Raw genomic sequence first — 23,437 nt, forward strand, 5'->3', positions numbered from 1 at the left:
ATAAATATTTTGATTAACTAGCATCTTTAAATACGGCAAAACAGTATATATTTTCAATATGTTTCTTCGATTTTATCCGGATAATAATGATTCCAAAAATTAATTCTGCCGATTATCAGTGTTTCCCGCTTGGTGATTCTGCAATTGTGCTGGAGTTTGGCAGGGAGATCTCTGTCTCCATCAATACCAGGATCCGGTTAATCTGTGAATGGCTGGATGAATACACTTTTGAAGGCTTTGTAGATTATGTTCCTGCCTTTACCACAATCACCGTCTATTATGAACCCTGGGTGATCAATTATGATAAACTGGAAGAAATGCTGGACGAAATGATCTCTGGTATTGGTGAAGAAGATGAAATTACAGCGCGTAGCCCAATAGAGATCCCTGTTTTATATGGTGGTCATTATGGTCCTGACCTCGATGTTGTAGCCAGGCAATGCCAGCTGACAACAGCTGAAGTGATCCGCATTCACCATGCTGCAGAATACCTGGTTTACATGATCGGTTTTGCACCGGGTTTTCCATATTTAGGCGGGATGGACGAGCGCATTGCTACCCCGCGAAAAGAAACACCCAGGGCGTTAATCCCAGCAGGCTCTGTAGGGATTGCAGGTAAGCAAACCGGGATTTATCCGATAGAAACACCGGGAGGATGGCAGATCATCGGACAAACTCCATTGCAATTGTTTAATATTGACAGGGAGGTTCCTGCATTGTTAAAAGCTGGCGACCGCATTCGGTTCATTTCGGTTACAGAACAGGAATTCATTCAAATAAAAAAAGAAAATGGGCATTAAAGTGCTTAAAGGTGGTTTATTAAGCACCATACAAGACTTGGGAAGGTTTGGTTACCAAAAGGACGGTATTGTGGTAAGCGGCGCTATGGATCTGCTCGCCTTACGGATCGGTAATCTCTTAGTCGGTAATGCTGAATCTGAAGCAGGTTTGGAAATCACGTTGCTGGGTCCATCACTTTTCTTTGAAGCTGATCAGCGGATAGCAATAACCGGTGCTGATCTGTCGCCGGCCATTGACGGCATGCCGGTAGGAATGTGGCGCCCATTACGGATAGCTAAAGGATCAACATTGTCTTTTGGAAAACCCATTGACGGCTGCCGAAGCTATTTAGCCGTATCCGGCGGCTTTGATATCCCGCTTGTGCTGAACAGTTATGCTACCTATCTGAATGGAAAATTTGGTGGCCATGAAGGAAGGGCACTAAAAACCGGAGATACTTTATCCTTTAAACGGAATAACCAGCCATCTTCAGGAAAGATCAACTGGAAAGCAGATCTGAAACTCTATCCAGATCTGAAAACACGGGCCATACGGGTTATTGAAGGGCCGGAGATCAATCTTTTCAGTGAAGAAAGTATTGCTGCATTTTTTACATCCGAATTTAGGATCAGCACCGCTGCCGACCGCATGGGCTATCGCCTGGAAGGACAGCAGCTAAAGTGGACGGCCAGCCAGGATCTGCTTTCTTCTGCAGTCACTTTTGGTACGATACAGGTTCCGGCACAAGGTGATCCAATTATTCTGATGGCTGATCATCAAACCACTGGTGGTTATCCAAGAATCGCGCAGGTCATTAGCTGTGACCTTACACTGCTGGCACAAATGAGGCCGGGTGATGTATTTAAATTCGAATTAATTACCTTAGCCAGGGCACATGAATTGCTGATCCTGCGGGAGCAACAGCTTAAACAACTTAAACAAACCATCGCATTTAAATATGAATAAGACTTTTACGGCAGACCTGAATTGCGATATGGGAGAGGGCTTTGGCGCTTATGATATGGGGAATGATGAAGCGATCATGCCCTTTGTCTCTTCTGTAAATATTGCATGTGGCTTTCATGCAGGTGATCCATCGGTGATGAAGAGAACGGTTCGGTTAGCCCTTAAGCATGGATTGGCTATAGGCGCACATCCGGGTTTGCCAGACCTCCAGGGATTTGGCAGAAGGGAACTGGCTATTTCTCCGGAAGAAGCGTACGACCTGGTTGTCTATCAAACCGGGGCTTTAAATGCATTTGTTCAAACTGAAGGCGGTAGGTTAAAACACGTTAAGCCACATGGTGCACTATACAACATGGCTGCAAAGAACAAAGAGCTTTCTGACGCCATAGCTGAAGCGGTTTATAATATTGATCCGAACCTGGTCCTTTATGGCCTTTCGGGCAGTGAACTGATTCGTTCAGGAATAAATGCCGGGTTAAATGTAGCCAACGAGGTTTTTGCCGACCGTACCTACCAGCAGGATGGAAGCCTGACTCCCAGAAGATCGGCTAATGCACTGATCACTGACCATCATACGGCCATTTCACAGGTCATCCGAATGATAAAAGATGGAAATGTTCAATCTGAGCAGGGCGTGCCGGTTTTTATTCAGGCAGATACCATCTGTATACATGGTGATGGTAAATTTGCAGTTGAATTTGCACAGCAGATTTACGCTGCCTTTCAGCAGGAAGGAATTCAAATAAAGGCTTTTAGTCCTAAGCAGCAATGAAAATAAAAAATAACAGAACAGCCATAGCAGGAGCGGCATTCCTGATGGCCACGTCAGCAATCGGACCTGGTTTTTTAACCCAGACTACCGTATTTACCCAATCCCTTGGTGCAAGTTTTGGATTCGTGATCCTAACGTCTATTATCATAGATATGGGTGTACAGCTTAATATCTGGCGGATCATTGCAATTTCAGAAAAGCGGGCACCGGATATTGCGAATTTACTGTTACCCGGATTGGGCAGTTTCATTTCACTGCTTATTATTTTGGGCGGACTGGCTTTCAACATCGGTAACATTGCAGGTTCCGGACTTGGACTAGAGGCACTAACCGGAATTTCCGTAACAACAGGAGCGGTGCTATCGGCCTTAATGGCCATTGCAATCTTCCTGATCAAAGAAGCGGGTAAAGCCATGGACCGCTTTGCACAGGCTATGGGTTTTATCATGATCATTGCCATCATTTACATCGCCATAAGCTCGGCACCACCTATTGCTGAAGCGGCACTAAGAACCGTAGTTCCTTTAAAAATAGATCTGATGACCATTGTAACGCTTGTTGGAGGTACTGTAGGTGGTTATATCACGTTCTCCGGTGGTCACCGTTTATTAGATGCAGGTATCAAGGGAAAAGAAGCCTTGCCAGAAGTGAGCAAAAGTGCTGTAATGGGAATCTCTGTAGCTTCTATTGTACGGATCTTCTTATTCCTTGCTTCGTTGGGTGTGGTTGCGAAAGGACTGAGTATTGCCGCAGATAATCCAACGGCATCTGTGTTTCAGCTTGCTGCCGGAAATTTGGGTTACCGGCTTTTTGGCCTGGTTATGTTCTCAGCAGCCATCACATCGGTCATTGGATCGGCTTATACTTCCGTTTCCTTTATCAAATCCTTTAGTCCTAAAATTGAAAAGAATGAGAATAAATTTATTATTGGCTTTATACTGGCTTCAACACTGATCTTTATCCTGGTGGGGCGGCCAATCAAAGTATTGATCATGGCTGGCGTAGTCAATGGCTTCATTTTGCCCATCACTTTGGCAACCATTTTATTCGCAGCATATAAAACGAGGATCGTAGGTGATTATAAGCATCCGCTTTGGCTAACCATTTTTGGGATTCTGGTGGTTTGCGTGATGACTTACATGAGTGGAAAAGTTTTAATAAATTTATAAAAATATTTAAGAATTTATAGTTATATTGTATTAACTTATAATTTTTTGTTGTATATAATATGAAAAACTGGGAATTAAGCAGTGGCTATATCTTTAGCATTGAGCAAGCTGGAAGACGCATCATATTGTGTGTTTATAAAGATGACAATTTATTGGTATGCCGTAGGGAGTATTTACTTCAGGTGAAAAGATCTATAGAAGATCCTGATGTCAGCAGGTTGTTTGCTGGCCGTTTAAAGTTGTTTAAGTTTGGACCAGACCTTCATATAGAATCGCAGGGCCAGTATATAGGAACAATTTCGGTGGATGAATTTGAAGAGGAAGTTGATGTATTAATTTTTGCATCAAAGGAAACGCAGCCAGAAATCTGATTCTGGCTGTAAATAACTGCTATTGAGGATGCAGAACGCGGAATTGAAAAATGACTAATCGTGTCTTTTTTGTCCTGGCCGAATAATTAATCTTAGTGTCGGATCATTCGTTACAAAGCTCCAGAACCAGTTAAATGCAAGTTTACCTTTATTTCTAAAGCCGGCAATGGGAATGATGTGGATAAATAACCATACAATCCAGGCAAAGAAGCCTTTAAAGAAACCTTTTTTAGGCAAATCTACCACTGCCTTATATTTGGCAATAATGGCCATACTTCCCTTATTGTTATATTTAAAAGCTTTTAAAGGCATACCTTCAGCGATGTTAACGAGGTTATGTGCCAGCAATTTACCTTGCTGTATCGCTACCTGGGCCAGCTGAGGATGTCCGTTTGGAAAGTCTACGTCGGTATTTTGGAAACTCTGATCGCCAATTGCGAAGATATTTTCAGTTCCCTTAACCTTATTATATTCATCAACGAGGATTCTTCTGCCACGGGTAATTGAATCGGCTGGTAAACCGGGAGCCTCCCTGGCAACTACCCCTGATGCCCAGATCAGTGTTGCAGAATTGATGGCTTCTCCATTATTCAAAATTACTTTATCGTCTACATAGTCCTTAACCAAGGTATTCAGCTGTACTTTTACCCCAAGCTTAAGCAAAACTTTAAGGGCTTCCTCCTGCGATTTTTTGCTCATGGGTCCGAGCAGGGATTCACCACCATCCACCAAATAGATATTACCGGTTCCGCGTTGTGCGGTCGGATAATCCTTTGCACCAATATTTGCGCCCATTTCAGCCATCATACCAGCAATTTCCACACCGGTTGGGCCTCCGCCTGCAATTACAATATTTCCAAGTCTTTCTTTCTCACGGATGCTTGTAGAGCGTGTTGCTTCTTCCAGTTGTAAAAGGACATGGTTTCTTAAATGCAGCGCATCATCAATGGTTTTCATTGGTAAGGCATGTTCCTTTACATTTTCCATCCCAAAATAATTGGTTTCTGTACCCATGCCCAGAACGAGATAGTCATATTTTAGCGTTCCGCTGTCGGTTTCAATACTGTTGTCTTGTGTATCTATGTTTAATAAATGGCCCATGAAATAGCTGAGATTTGCTTTTTCCTGGAACATTCTCCGAAAGGGATAGCTAATGTTGGAGGCTTCAATAAATGCAGTAGAAACCTGATATAACAACGGAGGGAAGAAGTGATAATTGTTCTTATCAACCAATACAACCTGGTAGTACTGGTTATTTGCTAATTTTTTTGCGAGGTTAAGTCCGGCAAAACCACCGCCTACAATTATCACTCTTTTTACAGATGCCTTCATATTAAATAAACCATCCAGCTTTTTAAATGTTTTAGCTTTCTTAGAAAGTACATCAGCACTGAAGTTCTATGCAATATTAAGATATTAACTATAGAAGGCGTTCCAGAAGCGCAAAAAATAAATTAAATCCATAAATAATTAAGAAATGGGGGACTGGAAATTCAAATTTTGTTTTTCTTTAGTGCTAAGAAACGAGGAATAATGTATTTTTGCAGAAAATAGATTATGAGTACAGTAAATATAATACCAGAATATACCGACTACAAAGCATTTTATGAGCAGGCAGTTCTTCCATTAAAGGAGAAAAATCCGGAGTATATCAGGCTTGATGGCAAATTGAAAGGGTCAACCCGGAATGTAAGTGCCTATTTTTGGTATAAAGAGAAAAAATGGAAAGTTGATGCCGATACTTACATTGATCGTTTAAAACTGGCATACGAATCGGTTAATACAAATGAAGAACCTTTCATCATCAAGAATAGAAGAGACGGTAAGAGTCAGGAATTGACCATTGCTGGTCAGCCGGTAAGGGATAACAAGTTCTACGTTTACCTGGCCTCTCCAATTAAATAGCGCAATCCTGTTAGACGCAATAAGCAGTTTAGTGACTCTTAGCTGATTGTAGATCAGAGAATTGATTCCTTACAACTCAATGAGTTTATTCTTGATCGCATACAGGACCAATCCGACACGGTTTTTAACATTAAGCTTTACAAACAGGTTATCCCGGTATCCATCCACTGTTCGCATGCTGACAAACATTTTGTCAGCAATTTCCTTATAGGTAAGCTCAGAGCTCGCCAGTTTCAGGAATTCCTTTTCCCGTGCATTTAGCTTAACGTCTTCAGAAGGCTTATAAAAACTCTCTGCCATATAGCGTGATACAAAAGGAGGGAAGTAAACATTGTTTCCGGCAACGGCATCCAGTGCAGCTTTAAACTCTGAAGGTTCAGAATCCTTAAGTAAATAACCTTTAACACCGGTTTTTATCAGAGACAGAACAGATTCAGCATCATCCATCATGGAGAGTACAATCACATGTACATCCGGGTAATGTTCTTTGATCCATTCGGAGGTTTGATGGCCGCCCATTACCGGCATATTCAAGTCTAACAGTACGATTTGAGGTTTAAACTTCGGACTGATCTTTTTGCAGAACTCTTCACCGCTTCCGGCTTCAAACAGCACTTCATATTCCGGAAAGGTAGCGATCAGCGATGCAATACCCTGTCTGAAAAGACGATGATCATCAACAAGGGACAGGGTTATCTTATTCATTGGAGTATAATTGGTTTTTATGGTTTTGAAATTCTCTTTTTTGATAGTCTTTAATGCACCTAATGGGACAGCGCTAACTTTAGATTCTCAACTTTAGTTTTATCTTATATATGTGACCGTCACACTTGTACTTATGTTAGTTTAATTCTAATTTTTCTGGATTAATCTCCATCACTAAAATTGTTTTGCAGCCTTTTCCAGGCCTGCTGTTCACTTCAATAACTGCATTGATCAACTCTGCACGCTGCCGCATGTTTAACAAGCCCGAACCTTCAGAATTCAGGTTTGAAGCGTCAAATCCTTTTCCATTATCGCTAACAGTTAAGGTAAATAAATTAAAGGAATAGTTCAAATTTATTATCAATGTATTGGATTCAGCATGTTTAAGAGAATTATTAATGATCTCCTGGAAAATCCTATAAATGATTAAATCATTTTGAGCGTTAAAGCCATATGGTGTACCATTTACGGTGAGCGTTGTTTCAATGATCCCACTTCGGTTAATTCGCCCAACCTCATCGGCAATCGCCTTATTCAAGCCTTCTTTCTTTATTTTTTCAAAGCTTAAACTTTTAGAAAGGTCCCGCAGGTCGTTGATCACTTCAGAAACCAGGTTCACACTTTCTTCAATTTTAAGTTGTTTATCTTCGGTATTTAATTTAGCAGCAGTACCCAGGGATAATTTTACAAAGGATAAAACCTGTCCGATGTTATCATGAATTTCCCTGCTGATGTTATTCAGGGTCTGCTCCTGAATCTCCAGTTTGGTTTGCAGCAGTTGTTTCTCATAGTTTTCGGCAAGTTCATCTCTCTTTTTATTCAGGATCTTCTTTTTACGGACAAAGATCATGAAAAAGAGGACGGTAAATACTGAAAGAATGAGGATTACAGTCGTTGCAATTACTATTGCGATGATGATTTCTTTATCGGCTTCTTCCATAAAATAAGGGCAATAGAAATTGTAGTATACAAAATGATACTCAGATACCTGGGGATTAGCCTATACAATGGGGTATCAAATAAAGTAAGATTGTGCAGTTGGATATAATTATAGAGTGCGAGGCAGATGGTGATTCCGGCATAGAATAGCAGGAGTGAGAACGCAATCAGTATACCGGATACATTGTGCCTTTCGTTGGATAAGGTATCTGTTTTTAGATATTCATAGAAATAAAGACAGGCGAATGTGACCTGGAAAATACCGCCAATGGAAATGATATTGTTGTTTAATATGGTAAAAGAGGTGAATGCGAAGTAAATTAACGCAAACAGGATATAGCCAATTGCCAGTATTTTTATTGCCTTCTTGTGGCTTGTTAATGTCGAAAAGTTATAGATGATAAATGCATAGAAGCCCTGGGAAATGAGGTTTGAGATGTTATAGATCCATCCGGTAGATGGGCTGTAGTTAAAGTGTATGTATTTAGCGGAAAGTTCAATAACCAGGATATAGAACAGGTAGGGTACAAACCCGATTAAAAAAGAATTTTTAAGCTTGCCGATGCACAGAAGTGCAGTCAGCAAGCTTAAAAATTCAAAGTAATGTTGTATGCTTAAAGTCATTATGGATAGATTTCACCAAGGTTGTAAGGATCAACTTTAACGCTGTCTGTTTTAATCAAGTCTGTTGGCTTTAAATAAGCAGGCCCGCCTTTAAAGTAAGGGCATATGAAAATTGTAATTCTATTTAGTTTCTTATAATCTCTATTTGCGTATACATCCAGTGTCGGTTTGTCATATTTTCCCAAGCTAAATGCAATAGAGTCAACATTTGCGATATCATCTAATTTATTTAACCATTTTAATAGTTTAACTTTCTCAAACTTAACACCATTTGTTCGTGGTAATTTAGATGGATCACAGTCGATATAATCTTGCATACATTTGGCGGCTAAATCATACCTAACTGGTTGGTTAAAGCCTTCTGTTGTTTCAAATTTGTCGATAGCTAATGCTGATGTATCCGTTAATGATTTATTCACCGCTGTGCTGTCTTCGCTAGTGGTTTGTTTTTTGTCTGATTTACAGGCTTGCATGCTCATCATGGCTACCATGACAAGTGCAAATAGAATTGTTGTTTTCTTTATCATTATGAGTTTGTTTGTTTCCGTAAAACTATCAAATATTAACTGAAGTTGTATGGGTGTTTTTCACGTATTTCCGGTAAAAAACACGGTGGTAATTCCCGCTATTTAACTATACCGCAACCCATTCCTAATCCTCAATTTTGGAATGGTGTAAGGTTCTGATCTGCAAATTGCGATTGGTTCCAAACAAATTAGGTGTGTAAGCTCAGTATGGTCTTGCTGTTATTGATGATTGGATAACAGCAAAGACCAACACTGAAATATAGTTATTTAAAATCAACTCAGATGCAAAAAGTAAATGTTAAGTATGAGCTTCAGCTCGATGCAACGGTCAGAAATATCCAGCTGACTTTTATGAACACCCATATAGATTATGCTGGTGATAAAAAAGGCAGTAACTATTCAGGCAAAGTTTCCAATATACAGGCAGATTCTATGCTGAAGATCTACATGTTCCTTGCAGGGGCTACCGGTAACTGGAAACTTCAGGTATGGGTACGTGATCTGGATGAACACCAAAATGAGTGTGGCGATTGGAGACCGCTTAAAGGCAATAACAATGGATTGTTTGAAGGTGCCATCCAAACCAGGAATACCTTAAACAATTTTTACCCGATAAAAAAAAATGAAGTTCCTGCTTAACATATTACCAAAACGCTTTAGGAGAGGAGAGGTCGTAAAGAATGAACTTCTGTTATTGAAATATGTGCCATTTGATACCTGGGATGAGCAGATCGCAAAGCAAAAGCTTAACGAACTGTACCTCTCAATTATTGAATTGGTAAACAAGGATATTAACTGGTATCATTTGTACAGAGCAAAAAAAGGATGTTGGTCAAAAACGATTCGTGTAACCTCAATAATTCTATTGATAGGCAGCACGCTGATGCCCTACTTCGCTTCGCTTTGTAATTCACCGATAGCCATGCTGTATATAGGCTACATAATGGCTGGTTTTGGTGGTGGATTATTACTGCTGGACCAATATTATGGTTTTTCTAATAGCTGGGTACGGTTTGTACTAACGGGAATGGATCTGGAGAATATGCGCAATGCATTTTTACAAAGCTGGCAGGTGTTGTATTTATCAAACGCCCCGCTTACCATTGATGGTTTTAAAAACATGGTTGATGCCCTTCTTAAATTTCACGCCGCATTTAATGGAGTGAAAAGAGCAGAGACAGAAAGCTGGGCCAAGGAATTTCAGCAGAACCTTAAGGGATTGATTGCGGCACTTAAAAATCAGAGCGACCAGCTTAAAACAAGTATAGAAGAGGAACGTATTAAAGAAAAGAACAAAGAAGCAGCAACAACGGATGGTTCAGGTGATCAAACTGTAGTTGAAGAAAACCGCATCGGTGACCTGTATTACTATGCCGGAGATGAAAAGATTGGATTGACGCGTAATGGTACATCAGAATTTAAAACTAAGGATGGTCAAACCGTATCCGTAACTGAAAATCTCCTGGTTAAGTTTAAGCCAGAGATTACGCCACAGGAAATCAAAGATTATAATTTAGGGAATGATGTAACCGTGGTTTCTGCTATGGAAGGCCGGATCAATTATTATCTCCTTAAATCTGCTGGTAAATCGGCAGAACAAATTATAAAACTCGCTAATACATATCATGAAAATGAAATGGTTGAATTTGCCCAGCCAGATTTCATACGTGAATACCATAAATATGCTACAGTCAATGATCCAATGTATAACGCACAATGGGCTTTAAAAAATACCGGACAAAATGGCGGAACACCAGGAGAAGATATAAATATAGAAGCTGCGTGGGCAATTACTCAAGGTTCTCCTGACATTATCATTTCAATAATAGATACCGGTGTAGACTATAAACATCCGGAATTAGATGTAACGCTGAAAAATGGCGAGTCAAAGTTAGTAATAGGATATGATGCTTTAAAAAATGATGATAAACAACAACAGCCTTTGCCTGGTGTATCTCATGGCACCAGTTGCGCAGGTATAGCGGCTGCATCTACAAATAACAACAAAGGTATAGCAGGAATCGCTCCCGGATGCAAGATCATGGGCATACGGGTTTTCAAAGATGACGAGTATTGTGCAAGCTGCGACAGTGCCATCGCAAACGGTATAACATGGGCTGTAGATCATGGGGCGGATGTTTTAAGCTGCAGCTGGGGAGGTATTGCACGTTCAAGCACAATTATCGATGCCCTTGATCATGCGTTAAATAGGGGAAGGAATGGAAAAGGATGTGTTGTTGTTTTTGCATCCGGGAATAACTACGGAGGAAATTCTGATCTTCAGTTTCCAGCCGACTATGATGCGGTAATTACGGTTACAGCTTGTGACCATAAAGGGAATTTTAAATACTCTGGAAGTGGGGATGGATCTGGTTGGGGGAGCAATTATGGATCTAAGGTAGATCTATGCGCTCCAGGAACCGGTATCCAGACTTTAACAAATCTTTCAACTGGTGGCTATGACGATAGTTTTTTTGGAACATCTGCAGCAGCTCCGATGGTTGCTGCAACTGCAGCATTGATGCTTTCAGTAAATCCATCGCTGACGAGAAACGACGTTGAGAGTATTCTGCGAAAATCAGCAAGAGCTAAAGAGGGTAAGCCGAATAAGAAATATGGATATGGAATTTTAAATGCAGGAGAAGCTGTAAAGCAGGCAAGCTCCCTTTTTGCCCCAATTGTTTAACTAATACTAATCTCTTTATAATGAAAAAATATCGGTTTGTAATTTTACTTTGCCTGAGTTTGATGGTGCTGAAATCATATTCGCAAAATGCTCTTCATTATGTATTTAATGAGAAAGGACAACTTCTTTCTGCACCACCCAGCATATTAACAGATCATAAAAAAACCAGGATATATTTTACAGTTACCGTTAGTCCGGAGTATAGAGCGCAGAGAACAATAGCCTGGTATAATCACTTTAAAAACCAGATTGGTTTGCTTAAAAAACTTACAGATGTAAAGGCTAGTGTAGGTCTGCCAGATACTGACGGAAAATTAAATGACAAAATAAATGCAGTTAAATACACCATGGCACAACAGCTGATTAAACTGCTTAAGAGTGATCAGGTTGCAATTGATATTTTATCAAAACAGCTGAATATAGCGAATGAGATTACAGAATTAGCGAAAATAGATTCGCCTAAGACCAGCATTTGGCTGCCTCAATTAGAAGATTTAATGGTACCCGCATACGATTTAGTGACAGATCCGGAATTTCCAGTTCAATTTGGTCGGATCGGTGGAAAAAATGAGTGGAAATTCATGGCAACATTGGATCCAGTAAAGGTAGAGGAGCTTTCAATTTGTAAATTCAAGCTGGTTCAGAGTAATGAAAAATATCTAGCTGTTATCAAACAGCTAGCAAACAATAAGATTCTTTCCGCATCGTTTAAAGATACCATACCAGATTTAAAGTCAACAAACCAATATATCGCAACAGGACTTAATCTTGTTTTTTTAGATCCGGATTTTCCTAAAAGAAAAATGATCCTGGATATTTTTAATAAGCAGCGCTCTGGAACTGCTTTGAGTATTGCCGAAAGTTCATTTATCACAAATGTGTCTTCGAATGAATTTAAGTATTTGAATGGTGAACTTAACAAGCTCATGAACTCACCAGAGCTCCAATTTTTTCGAGACGATAACCATATAAACTTTCTATTGCAGTTCTCCTGGTTGATTAATCCTCTTTCTTTATCAGCGAATCCTTTTAAAGACACCATTGAAAAAGATGATTTGGAAAAAATTAATGGAGATATAAAGAGGCTCGATGCTGAATTGAAGAAAAACAAAGAGGACTTAGCAAATATTAATCAGGAGCTTTTGATTTTAGAAAATAGATCCCGTGTAAGCGGGAGCAGTGTTCAAGAACTTCAACTGCTTAAGAATACTTATGCAAGTCGGTTGATAGATAAAACGAACACCCAAATTGCCATTGAAAAAATACAGGCAGATATTAAGGAGTTAAAAGATACTCCTGATCAGCTTAAGGCATCGAATATTATAAAAGATAATTTCCTGGTTAAAGATTCTCTACTATACGATGGCTTATTGTATATAAATCACAAAACGGCACGGCCAAATCGAAATGGTTATGCGATCATTCGCCAGCATGACCGATTGAATGACTATCTATTAATGGGAAATGATAATAAAGTTCAGATCAACGAGACACAACGAATGTATGTGATGGTGCATAATTCATCTAAAGATGCCTCTTATCGGTTAAATACGACAATTACTTCAATTGCTGCAGATCAGGATTTAGGAGGTCTTGACAAATTAGCAAAGCAGGGTAATCTTGCAAGTGGCAGCCCAAACAAAAGCGATGACGCAAATGCAGCCTATCGGTTTTATCTGGTGTTGATGAATATCACTAAACCTTATGCATCTGGCATATTAAGACTGCCAATTTCACCGATTCATGATACCTCACCAAATTATGTTTCCAAATTGATTAACCATGAATTGCCTGGAGAAGCACCCGCCATGGTAAACTACCAGATTATTGATAGCGCAACTTCGAAGAACCTGAGCCCGGAAAATATAACCTATCATTACCGGTTCAATAAACTGTATCGGTTCCGTATTAAAACAGGGATGACGTACAGCTTCATGGAACGAAATATGTATACCATAGACGCATCAGATAATTCAGCAACTTATACTACAGACCGTGGCGGATTAGGAGCAACAGTAGGCGTGCAGGTATTTACTAAAAGACTTGATATACAAAGTGAAAAAATTCTTCCTCATGGTATCCTCCCTTTCTTTTATCTCGGCTATCAAATTACTGATGCTCCTGCAAATAACTTCCTGCTGGGCGGCGGTTGGGAAATCTACAGCGGCTTTGCCGTTACCGGTGGTGTACATTTTGGTAAAACGGAACGGCTTACCCTAAACGGAGGTGCACTCGCTACCACACATTATTACAAACGGGGTGCATTTATAGGCCTTTCCATCGGTTTACAAGCCTTTGATGCCATATTCAATAAAGCAAAACCTACTAACCTATTCACCAAACCATGAAAGCAAAACATCTGATTATTTTGTTGGCCGTATTGCTGACAATGTCCTGCGAGAAGCCCGCAGATCAAATTTTTAATGGCGATGCACACATCAGCGGTACCATTTACTATGAAAATATACTCACCGGTAGTCTGGACACGGCTAAAACAGCAAAATTGGTAGTTACCAAGGATGGTATCGATCAGACCAACTATGTGGTTCAGCTTAAAAATGGAACGTTCGACTTAAACTTGCTCAGTAGTGGCAATTATAAGTTTAATATTACTTTTCAAACCAAAACTGCAGGTTTATTAAACGACAATGTATATACGTTGGATACCATACTAACCGTTAGCGAAAGCCAATTGCTTAAAGATCAGAATCTGCGGCTTAATATGGAAACTAGCCTGGTCGCCAATACTGCATTGCGTCTATTTATTAAAGATGATCAGAATGCTCCGCTGGCCAATGTACAGGTCTGCCTGTACTCAGATGCCCAAACGATATTAAAAAACAGGAATACTTGCGTGGGGAACATCAGAACCGGCATTACGAATAAAAATGGGGTCGTTCTGTTCGACGGGCTCGAAGAACGGGCTTATTTTGCGGCAGCATATATTGCTGTAGGTAAAGATACCATCTCCAATAACCTCAGCGATCAGACACCGTTGACCATACTGAAAAAGAATACCATCAATGAAACGACTATAAAATTGCAGACCCAGGTAAAACCAATTGCTACCTCCCTCAAAATCACAGTTACCGATCAAAGTGGTGGTTACATTCAAAATGCAGAGATCTGCCTGTATTCTGATCTGGATCTCATTGCTCGGTACACCAATTGCTTTGGCAGTATCAAAAACGGAAGTAGTGATGCATTTGGTGTTTCTACCTTTACGGCCCTTCAGCCTTTAAAGTATTACATCTCTGCATTTAAAATTAGTGGTACGGATACCTTATCCAATATTGACTCCAGACTTTTACCGACAGCCGTACTAAATGTCAATGCAGTCAACACATTTAACGTGGTTCTGAAACCTCAAAACAAACCTCAGCCTCCGGCAGGCCCCACCACATTAAAAATAAATGTATATGATAAAAATGGCGCTTTAATTCCTAATGCAAATGTGTGCCTGTATTCTGATCCGGACCTTGTTACCAAATACCAGGCCTGTGAGGGAAGTTTGAAAAGTGGATCTACCGATACCTTTGGAAGTATATCGTTTAAAGATCTTCAGCAGTTGAAATATTATGTTCGTGCCTACAAAGTAGTTCATGATCAGGACACGCTATCAAATAACGATACACGCAGAACACCTACAGGAGTACTTATTGGAAATTCGGTGAATGAGTTTAATGTCGTGATTAAATAGGCTTAACGCTTTCTTTTGATCACATATAAGCCTTCTCCGCCGCGATCTACTAAACTGGACGTGTAAGAAACATTGATAAAAGCAAGCTCGGTTTTATTGAACCAGGGTTGGGGTGTGGTATAAAGGTTAATGTGGAATTCAGCTTTTTTGAAGAAACCAATGTCTTTAGCCCCAACCTCTTTAAAGTTTAACAGTTCATTTTTATACTTTAAGGTAAAGTAACCTGTGCCGCCCCAGCTTAATGGTATATTGGTATAGGCGGCTTCACCGGCAATGAATTCTTTTTTGAAGTAGTTTAATGTAATGGGTTCTTTTGATCCTTCCCAATTGTACTTAATGCCCTCGTAATTGTTGTTGTGCTTATAGCTTAGCAGCGGGTATTTATCTGTAATACTGCTTTTTAACGGGACGAACTGATTGCCTTTTTGCTTGAAGTTTTTAAAGTCGAGTTTATTTTCAGACGACATGTCCTGATAGATCCTGTCGTCGTTTTCAAGGGTATTCAAAGCCGTCCAGGTGCCGTTAATCCTAAAATAAAAGGTCAGGTAGTGCCAGTTCTCCGAGGGGTAATAATGTACGAAGTCTGCTGCAGCGTAGAATTTCTGAAAATTTTCATCCCAAACAGCGGCATCCATTTTGAAGTCCATGTTTAAGAATCCGGCAAACGGCTTTTTGGTTTTATCGCCATTTATGGCCCATTCCACATAATAATCTTTCCCAAACAAGGTTCCACCCGGATAAAAGTTGGTTACAAATGAACTGTCCGTCCGGAAAGAATCCAAGAGTTCGCCCTGGTTGTTGTATTTATAATAACCCAGTGTTTCATCGTTTACGTGAGCAGTCTCCACGATGGTATTCATTGATTTTGTATCAAAATCTATATTGGATAAACCGGTATATAGGAATTTAATTTCATAGTGTTCTGAAGATACACCTTCGTTTAAGTATGGATAGGAGTCCAGTTTACCTGGAAGCAGCATGGATGAGATGCTGTAATTGATGGATTTAAAACCTAGCATATAAATTATAAAGAGCAATATAAAGACAATAATATAGGTTCTCTTTTTCTTCATAAGTTAAATATAAACAATTCTTTAAGAAATTGTTAAGTCTTCATTGATCAGTAACGCAATTAATGAATTTAAATTACTGTCAATTTAATTATGGAAATCAGGAAGATTTTTCATCACTAATAAAAACAATCCTATGAAAGTACGTTCCTTACTCCTGTCACTTCTGATTACTTCGGTATCATTCAGTGCCTTTGCACAAGCGCCGCAGATCAAGATCTCTGGTACCAATCCAAAAGATGCCAGGGCTGTTAGCCTGCAATCACTTCAGGTAGATGTTAAAATAACCGGGAATATTGCCACTACGGTAATGACCATGTCCTTTTATAATGCCAGCGCACGTGTTCTGGAGGGCGAACTTACCTTTCCATTGCCAGATGGTGTAACGGTAAGCAGGTATGCATTGGATATCAATGGTAAGATGCGTGAAGCAGTTCCGGTAGAAAAGGCAAAGGCAACGGAAGTATTTGAAAGCATAGAACGCAGAAGGGTAGATCCCGGTTTGCTGGAAAAGGTAGAAGGCAATAACTTCCGTACCCGCATTTATCCGTTTCCTGTAAATGGAATAAGAACAATCACCATAGGTTATGAAGAAGAACTCCGGTTAAACGGCCAGCAGGCATTTACTTACCGCCTGCCTTTGGACTTTAAACAAGCGATTCCTGATTTTTCATTGCGTACCACCGTATTGGAAAGCAGCTCTGAACCTGTCATGTCGGAACAGCCTGATGGCAGTTTTAAATTTAAAAGCCAGGGGAATACCTATACAGCTATTTTGGAACGTAAAAACTTCCTGCCAAAACAGGCATTGGCAGTCGAGCTTCCCAAAGTTACCGATGCACTGGAAGTGGTTGTGCAGAAAGCAGGAAGCAGTGCTTATTTCTTAGCCAATATTTTTATTAAAGGATCAAGTCGCAACCACCAGTTAAGCAGCGACATCGGGCTAATTTGGGATGTGTCTTTAAGTGGTTTAAACCGCGACAAAGTAAAGGAATTTGCCTTGTTAGATGCACTGATCAAGGACAAGAAAAACCTGACCATCCATCTTGGCTTATTGAATCATGTATTCAAAAATGGAGGTGATTTTGTTATTAATAACGGAAACTGGAATGCATTAAGAGAAAAACTGGGCAGCCTGATCTATGATGGCGGGGCAGATTACAGCAAGATCAATTCGCGGCTTGTAAAAGGGGATGAGTATCTTTTCTTTACCGATGGCTTTTCTGGCTTTGGTCCAAATACAGTTTACCTGAATAAACCGGTTCATACTATAAACACTGCATTGCGTGCTGATTTTAGTCAGCTAAAATATATAGCTGCTAAAAGCGGAGGGAAGTTTATCAATCTCAATACATTTTCTGCATCACAAGCTTATCAGCAATTATCTAAAGAAGAACTCCAGCTGATCAGTATTAAAAACAATACTGCAGTTACAGAGCTGTATCCATCAGTTCCAACACCAGTAAATGGCTTAATTTCTATTGCTGGTATTTCATCGGCTGCCAATACCAGTATGACCCTTCAGTTTGGTTATGGAAATACAGTGACTATGGAGCGTAAAGTGACCATCAATGCGGGTAAAACAAACGCGAGCATGATTGATGTAAGCAGGATCTGGGCGCAGAAAAAGCTAAGCGAGATGGATCAGAATTATGAAGATAATAAAGTAGAAATTGCACAGCTTGCTCAACAATTTGGTATTGTAACCCGAAATACAAGCCTGATGGTTTTAGAATCTGTGGATGATTACATCCGGTACGGAATAGAACCTCCGGACGAACTTAAGCCACTATATGATCAAGTAAAAAAACAACGTATGGCTATGGTAGATCAGGGCAGGAGAGATCTGTTGAACAGCTCAATGACTATGGCTAAAGTTCTTCAGGAATGGTGGAACAGAGATTTTCCCAAGGTTAAAGTTTTTCCAAAACCGGATAAAGCTGACAATCAAATGTATGATGCAGTTTCAATGCCTCCAGCAGTTTTATCTTCAGAACGAAGTGTAGCTACTCATTCACGTAGAAATTCAACCGGAGCAGAGATGGAATTAAATGAGGTTGTAGTAGTTGCCAGTGGTACTCAACGCAAATCATCCATGGTAGGAGCTGCCCGTAGTGGTAGGGCAGCGGGTATTGCAGTCCAAAGGAATGCAGATCAACAAAGCAACCCAGCCGGTCCGGAAATTAAGGTGCCCGAGTTTAAAAGTGATAAAGGATATATGAAAAAGCTTCAGGGCAGCAGTTCGGGTGCTTATAAAAGCTACCTGGCGATCCGGCCTGAATATGAAAGTACGCCCTCTTTTTACCTGGATATGGCCAATTGGTTCTATCAGCAAAAAGATTCAGTACGGGCACTCCTGATCTTAAGTAACCTGACAGAGCTTGATCTCGAAAATTCAGAGATCTATAAATCACTGGCTTATAAGCTAACACAGGCTGGTGATCCTGAAACTGCCTTGTTTATCAGTAAGAAGGTTGTTAAATGGCGTCCTATGGAAGCTCAAAGCTACCGCGATTATGCCCTGGCACTTGCAAATTGCGGTAAATACCAGCAGGCATTGGATACGTTGTATCAGGTGCTTACCAAGAGTTACAATGCTGATATTTCCAACCGCGACCAGGGTATTGAAGAGATCATCCTCGCTGAGATCAATAACCTGATTGTATTGCATGGCGATCATTTAAATACCAGCCGGATAGATCCAAAGCTGATCTTTAAGCTTCCTGTCGATGTCCGTGTTGTACTGAACTGGAATAAGATCGATACGGATATAGATCTTTGGGTTACCGATCCGAATGGAGAGAAATGTTATTACAAGAACAAACTAACTGCAGCAGGCGGCAGGATCAGTGATGATTTTACAGGTGGCTATGGTCCGGAACAATTCATGATCAAAAAAGCAATTAAAGGCAAGTACATCATTCATGTCGATTATTATGGCGATAACCATATCAGCATCAGCGGTCCTACTGTAGTGATGGCGGAGATCTACACCAATTATGGAAAGGTAAACCAGGAGCGAAAGGTAATTACATTGCAGATGTCGGGTAAAAAGGATAATGGTATACTGATCGGGTCGTTTGAATTTTAATCCTTAATTTGCTGAAATCAATTGTTAAATTCAGCCAATGAAATTAAAGACGATCTTTTATAGCCTGGTTCTTACGCTTTACTGTCTGGCGGTTTCCGCACAGCAGGTTGATAAAGTGATCCAAACCAGTATCTATAAATCTTATTACTCCTATAAAGTTAAGAACCCGTTATATGTAACTTACCTGCTAAAGAAGGGCGGTGGCGATTGCGACCGCTCTGCGTTTAGCTTCAGGAAGTGTGATGAACAGACTGCCAGCGATGATGATTATTCTGGTACAGGCTATGATAAAGGACACCTGGCCAATGCAGAAGATTTTGCGTACGATTGTATCCTGGACAAAGAAACCTTTTGTTATTACAACTGCTTTCCGCAGACGGTTAAGCTGAACCGCGGGATCTGGAAAAAATGGGAGACCAAACTTAGAGCTTTGTCGCAGACCAAATCTATTTTTATTATTGCCGGAGGTATCTATACCGATAAGCTGTTAAAACCCGGGCATACCGTGGTTATTCCGGATTATTGTTATAAGATCGTGGTAGATCCTGCTACACAAGCCATAATGTATTGCCTGCTGTTTCCCAACGACGATAGCGGCCATGTTGAAGATCTAACGCTGGCACAACTTAAAGCGAAGCTGGTTTATCCGTTAGTACCTTAATATTTATACCGTTAAAATAGGGTGTTTTAACGGTATGATAGTTAGATAGATAGTAGTAATTTGAATACTCATAAGTATCTTATTGTGAACTTTATCTGTCAGGTATGTTTGGAAGTATAATCGCTCTTTTTAAAAAAGGCCACAGAGAAATCAAACTGAGTTTTAACCGCTTAAGTTTGCGGATACTCGCGCTTGATCTCTTGTCTATAGCCGCCAAAATTGGATTTGTCATCATTCCTGCATTTTTAATTGGAACCATATTGATCTGGCTTCCCCAGGGTAGAGATACTTTGTTGCTGATGGTAGAGAAGTTAGCGGACAAGAATCCTTTTCCACTCCTATTCCTTCTTATTGGCATCGTTTTATGGTGTGTTTCTTCAGAACTCGGCGTTAGATATGCCATTTATATTTCTGACAATTCTGGTAAGAATTTAAGTGAGGCAAGGGTGGAATGGCGAAAGACAGTTCAGAAAGTACTCGCCGCCTTCTTTTTACTATGGCCTCCTGTAGCTGTCATTCTGGGACTGATCTGGAGTTCTTTTACTGCAACCTACATGGATAAAGCTTCCAGTATCACGTGCTTTTCTATCTGCATTTTATCTATTCTATTGCTAATTGTCGTATTATCTAACCTGTATTTTTATAAAACAGGGAGCTATGGTCCGGGAAGATATAGAAAGACAATCCTTGGTGAACGCTCACTCCCCAACCAGGAACAACGCTACCTCAGAAAGTTGTATGGTATCTATGAGGATTATGTATATGCATTACCAAAAGAGAGCAGCTTCCAGCAACCTTATAAACAGGATCTACAACACTTTACCGGGAATTTTAAAGAGGCTACGGATGATAAGATAAACGAATTCCCTCAAAGCGAAGAGGTGCTTACATCTTTTCGGAGGGTTCCTGAAGAATTTGAGCTGAAAGAGCACAACATCAAACTTAAGAAAGGCGAATCATACCGATGGGTTTATACGATTCCTTCCAGCTATTATCAGGGGCTGCACCGCCAGATCCGGATATTGGCTTTGACCGCCTTCATCTTATTTCTTGTTCTGTGTTTTATTCCGGCTTCCTGGTCCGTATTTGAGCGCATCGCTGCACCGGCACTAGTTTGTATCGCGTTTTTCTGTTATACTGGACTGTATATTGGCCTGCTGTATCTTGACAAATCTTTTCTCAAAAAATGGGTCGTATCTGTACGTTTCTTCATGTTCATTATACTTTTGCTTTCTTCTGTATTCAATGATGATCATCCCGTAAGGGAAAATACGGCTGCTGCTCCACATCGGGAAACAGTTAGCAATCATTTCAAGAAATGGTTTATAAGGTATAAGCACACCATTAACAGTAATAAAGGTATAATACATGACTCAAAACAAAGATATCCTGTTATTTTCATTTGTGCAGAAGGCGGTGCACTTCGAACTGGTGCTTATACCAGTATCTTTCTCAGTAGCCTGGAAAAGAAATTGGCAGAACATAATATAGATTTAAAGGGTGCGCTATTTGCCATGTCAGGCGTATCTGGCGGAGCTGTAGGTTTAGGTGTTTTTAATGCAGTAACTTACAGATCTTCCTACTTTCAGGATCCCACAGCCCGTTTAGAAGCTTCCAGGAAGTTCTTTAAGAACGATGCCCTTTCACCGATTATAGGTAAAATGCTTTATGGAGATTTTATTCAACTTTTTATACCCTGGCATTTTAAAGGATTTGATCGTGCCATTGGCCTGGAGCAATCCTGGGAAAAAAGTTACGAGACCACTGGTGATCCATCAAATGTTTTTAAAACTGATTTTATTGATCACGAGCTAAGTGAAGATGCTCCATTGTTTATGATCAATACAACTGAAGTGGAGACTGGCCTGCAGTGCTGGCTGAGCAACCTGAAACCTGATCGTCTTCTCTTTGCAAAGGAACGTGATTTGTTCGATCAAAAAATCAACAATTTGAATTACAGTACTGCCATTAATTTTAGCAGCCGCTTCCCAATATTCTCCCCTGGTGGCAAAATTGGTCGTCGTTTAATGGGTAAACACCATTATTTAGATGGAGGATATGTCGAAAATACAGGTTCCGCCTCCATGCTGGAAATCTTACAGATTTTGAAAAATGATGAGTTATATGTACAGGTTGATCCTATCGTGATTAATCTTCTATTTGGCGAAGAAAGTGAAAAGCACGCCGAGAACATTGAAAGAGAGCGTTTTGAAAGAGAGCCTTTTGAAATAGAACGCGTTAAAATAGATAAAGATACTTACGGAAAGCACAAGGAAAATTCAAATATCAACTGGTTTAATGAATGGAGCGAAATTCTTAATGGTGTACTTAATACGCGTTCTGGAAGAAGTCATACCAGCAGAGCGTTATTGAAACAGCTGGTGAATATAGATTCCGGTCTTTTTCTCGATGCACCGTTACAGGCTAAAACAGGTGAAGTTCCTATGAATTGGGTATTATCTAATCAGAGCATCAGTAAAATTAATGAAGAGGTAAACCTTAAATTAGAGCAACAAAGTGGTACGGCAATTCTTAACCGACTTACCCGAAAGTATTTTACATCAATACAATTTATATCAAATCGTCCCCAACAGCGAAAACAATAGTTAGAGAAATGAAGCTGCTGCGTGCAAACAATTGCCAGCTAATTCCGTTGTGTTAAAATGGCCGTTTATCCGTACAATAAAGAAGTAAATAAAGCCCGGATGTTAAACTGGGTCACCCGGTTTTCCTATTTGATGGATGAGCAATTCCAGATTCCAGGCACCAAATTCAGGTTTGGGCTAGATCCGGTTTTAAACCTTATTCCATTTGTAGGTGATATGACCGGTTTTCTGATTTCCGGTGGATTGGTTCTCGCCATGGCAAAGAAAGGAGCAAGCAGTAAGATTGTTGTTCTGATGTGTTTGAACATTGTATTGGACGCTACAATAGGTGCGATTCCTTTTATTGGTCAGCTTTTCGATTTCTATTTTAAAGCCAATACCAGGAACCTTAAACTCATGAAAGAACATTACCTGGAAAATAAACACCAGGGAAGCGGCAAGAACATTATTGTATTTACGTTGATTGTTCTTTTTGTTTTGATGATATTATTGGCTCTTGGTTTGTGGAAAGCGGCAGAATGGGTAGGGAGTTTATTTTAATTGAAGCTATCCATTGAAGCAAAAGAATACCATTATTGGTATGATTAAAAAGGCGAGTACCCGCTGATAGAATATATTATCTTTTCGAAGTCCGAATTGAATAAGGGTAATCACAAATAAAATAGCTGAAAATAGAACGGGAATAAGACCCAGGTTTACTAATGATGTTCTGTTTATTAATCCTGAATGTTGATCCATAAAGTAGTCGATAGATACTTTAATTGCGCCAATTAATACAAGTATCCATAATGATGTTATAAAAGCACAAGCCAATAACGTTAATGGATACCGCTTTAAATTTCTAAGTGCACACTGAATCATCATA

Annotated in this window: 20 protein-coding genes; 14 read left to right on the forward strand and 6 right to left on the reverse strand. The window is 40.0% G+C overall.

Annotation, left to right across the window (positions count from 1 at the left end):
• Positions 1-86: 86 nt before the first annotated feature.
• From pxpB to ATK78_RS02355, 5 genes are read left to right on the forward strand one after another with little or no spacing between them, the layout of a single operon-like run.
• Positions 87-800 (forward strand): 5-oxoprolinase subunit PxpB, encoded by a 714-nt coding sequence (gene pxpB / locus ATK78_RS02335; RefSeq protein ID WP_133574444.1) that lies wholly within the window; start codon positions 87-89, stop codon positions 798-800.
• On the forward strand, positions 790-1,746 hold the full coding sequence (locus ATK78_RS02340; protein ID WP_133574445.1) for a 5-oxoprolinase subunit C family protein: 957 nt from the start codon (positions 790-792) through the stop codon (positions 1,744-1,746). The genes pxpB and ATK78_RS02340 overlap by 11 nt, the downstream gene beginning before the upstream one ends.
• Complete coding sequence (locus ATK78_RS02345; RefSeq protein ID WP_133574446.1) at positions 1,739-2,518, forward strand: LamB/YcsF family protein; 780 nt, start codon at positions 1,739-1,741, stop codon at positions 2,516-2,518. Before ATK78_RS02340 ends, ATK78_RS02345 begins: the two co-directional genes overlap by 8 nt.
• Entirely contained in the window at positions 2,515-3,687 is a 1,173-nt protein-coding gene (locus tag ATK78_RS02350; protein ID WP_133574447.1) for an NRAMP family divalent metal transporter, read from the forward strand. Before ATK78_RS02345 ends, ATK78_RS02350 begins: the two co-directional genes overlap by 4 nt.
• Positions 3,688-3,746: 59 nt before the next feature.
• Positions 3,747-4,058 (forward strand): hypothetical protein, encoded by a 312-nt coding sequence (locus ATK78_RS02355; RefSeq protein ID WP_133574448.1) that lies wholly within the window; start codon positions 3,747-3,749, stop codon positions 4,056-4,058.
• Positions 4,059-4,112: 54 nt separating this feature from the next.
• Here the strand turns inward: ATK78_RS02355 and ATK78_RS02360 are convergent, their stop codons facing one another.
• Positions 4,113-5,390, reverse strand: a complete 1,278-nt coding sequence (locus tag ATK78_RS02360; protein WP_133574449.1) for an NAD(P)/FAD-dependent oxidoreductase — start codon at positions 5,388-5,390, stop codon at positions 4,113-4,115.
• A 225-nt stretch (positions 5,391-5,615) separates the two neighbouring features.
• Here ATK78_RS02360 and ATK78_RS02365 point away from each other — a divergent pair, with 225 nt between their 5' ends.
• Complete coding sequence (locus tag ATK78_RS02365) at positions 5,616-5,963, forward strand: hypothetical protein (RefSeq protein ID WP_133574450.1); 348 nt, start codon at positions 5,616-5,618, stop codon at positions 5,961-5,963.
• A gap of 69 nt (positions 5,964-6,032) precedes the next feature.
• Here the strand turns inward: ATK78_RS02365 and ATK78_RS02370 are convergent, their stop codons facing one another.
• The 4 genes from ATK78_RS02370 to ATK78_RS02385 all read right to left on the reverse strand — a co-directional run bounded on the left by ATK78_RS02370 (position 6,033) and on the right by ATK78_RS02385 (position 8,758).
• Entirely contained in the window at positions 6,033-6,668 is a 636-nt protein-coding gene (locus tag ATK78_RS02370) for a response regulator transcription factor (protein ID WP_133574451.1), read from the reverse strand.
• A 136-nt stretch (positions 6,669-6,804) separates the two neighbouring features.
• A complete protein-coding gene (locus ATK78_RS02375) occupies positions 6,805-7,608 on the reverse strand; it encodes a sensor histidine kinase (protein ID WP_133574452.1) in 804 nt (267 codons plus the stop codon).
• Positions 7,572-8,231, reverse strand: coding sequence for a hypothetical protein (locus ATK78_RS02380; RefSeq protein ID WP_133574453.1), 660 nt, complete (start codon positions 8,229-8,231; stop codon positions 7,572-7,574). Before ATK78_RS02380 ends, ATK78_RS02375 begins: the two co-directional genes overlap by 37 nt.
• On the reverse strand, positions 8,231-8,758 hold the full coding sequence (locus tag ATK78_RS02385; protein ID WP_133574454.1) for a hypothetical protein: 528 nt from the start codon (positions 8,756-8,758) through the stop codon (positions 8,231-8,233). Before ATK78_RS02385 ends, ATK78_RS02380 begins: the two co-directional genes overlap by 1 nt.
• A 282-nt stretch (positions 8,759-9,040) precedes the next feature.
• On the opposite strand from ATK78_RS02385, the gene ATK78_RS02390 reads away from it, so the two are divergent.
• The 4 genes from ATK78_RS02390 to ATK78_RS02405 are packed head-to-tail and all read left to right on the forward strand — an operon-like array spanning position 9,041 to position 15,144.
• The gene (locus ATK78_RS02390) at positions 9,041-9,397 is read left to right on the forward strand and encodes a hypothetical protein (protein WP_133574455.1); all 357 of its coding nucleotides are present in this window, start codon (positions 9,041-9,043) and stop codon (positions 9,395-9,397) included.
• Positions 9,381-11,444, forward strand: coding sequence for a S8 family serine peptidase (locus ATK78_RS02395; protein ID WP_133574456.1), 2,064 nt, complete (start codon positions 9,381-9,383; stop codon positions 11,442-11,444). Before ATK78_RS02390 ends, ATK78_RS02395 begins: the two co-directional genes overlap by 17 nt.
• Before the next feature lie 20 nt (positions 11,445-11,464).
• Positions 11,465-13,792: a hypothetical protein gene (locus ATK78_RS02400; protein ID WP_133574457.1), complete on the forward strand. Its 2,328-nt coding sequence runs from the start codon at positions 11,465-11,467 to the stop codon at positions 13,790-13,792.
• On the forward strand, positions 13,789-15,144 hold the full coding sequence (locus tag ATK78_RS02405; RefSeq protein ID WP_133574458.1) for a hypothetical protein: 1,356 nt from the start codon (positions 13,789-13,791) through the stop codon (positions 15,142-15,144). The genes ATK78_RS02400 and ATK78_RS02405 overlap by 4 nt, the downstream gene beginning before the upstream one ends.
• A 2-nt stretch (positions 15,145-15,146) precedes the next feature.
• On the opposite strand, the gene ATK78_RS02410 is transcribed toward ATK78_RS02405, so the two are convergent.
• On the reverse strand, positions 15,147-16,217 hold the full coding sequence (locus tag ATK78_RS02410; RefSeq protein WP_133574459.1) for a hypothetical protein: 1,071 nt from the start codon (positions 16,215-16,217) through the stop codon (positions 15,147-15,149).
• Positions 16,218-16,350: 133 nt separating this feature from the next.
• Between ATK78_RS02410 and ATK78_RS02415 the strand changes: the two genes are divergently transcribed.
• The 4 genes from ATK78_RS02415 to ATK78_RS02430 all read left to right on the forward strand — a co-directional run bounded on the left by ATK78_RS02415 (position 16,351) and on the right by ATK78_RS02430 (position 23,112).
• Positions 16,351-19,305, forward strand: coding sequence for a VIT domain-containing protein (locus ATK78_RS02415; protein ID WP_133574460.1), 2,955 nt, complete (start codon positions 16,351-16,353; stop codon positions 19,303-19,305).
• Positions 19,306-19,342: 37 nt separating this feature from the next.
• A complete protein-coding gene (locus ATK78_RS02420) occupies positions 19,343-19,966 on the forward strand; it encodes a DNA/RNA non-specific endonuclease (RefSeq protein ID WP_133574461.1) in 624 nt (207 codons plus the stop codon).
• Positions 19,967-20,070: 104 nt separating this feature from the next.
• Positions 20,071-22,572, forward strand: a complete 2,502-nt coding sequence (locus ATK78_RS02425; protein WP_133574462.1) for a patatin-like phospholipase domain-containing protein — start codon at positions 20,071-20,073, stop codon at positions 22,570-22,572.
• A gap of 57 nt (positions 22,573-22,629) precedes the next feature.
• Entirely contained in the window at positions 22,630-23,112 is a 483-nt protein-coding gene (locus tag ATK78_RS02430) for a DUF4112 domain-containing protein (RefSeq protein WP_166664802.1), read from the forward strand.
• Positions 23,113-23,437 lie beyond the last annotated feature (325 nt).

Source organism: Pedobacter metabolipauper, from assembly GCF_004362715.1.
In the GTDB taxonomy this organism is placed as follows: domain Bacteria; phylum Bacteroidota; class Bacteroidia; order Sphingobacteriales; family Sphingobacteriaceae; genus Pedobacter; species Pedobacter metabolipauper.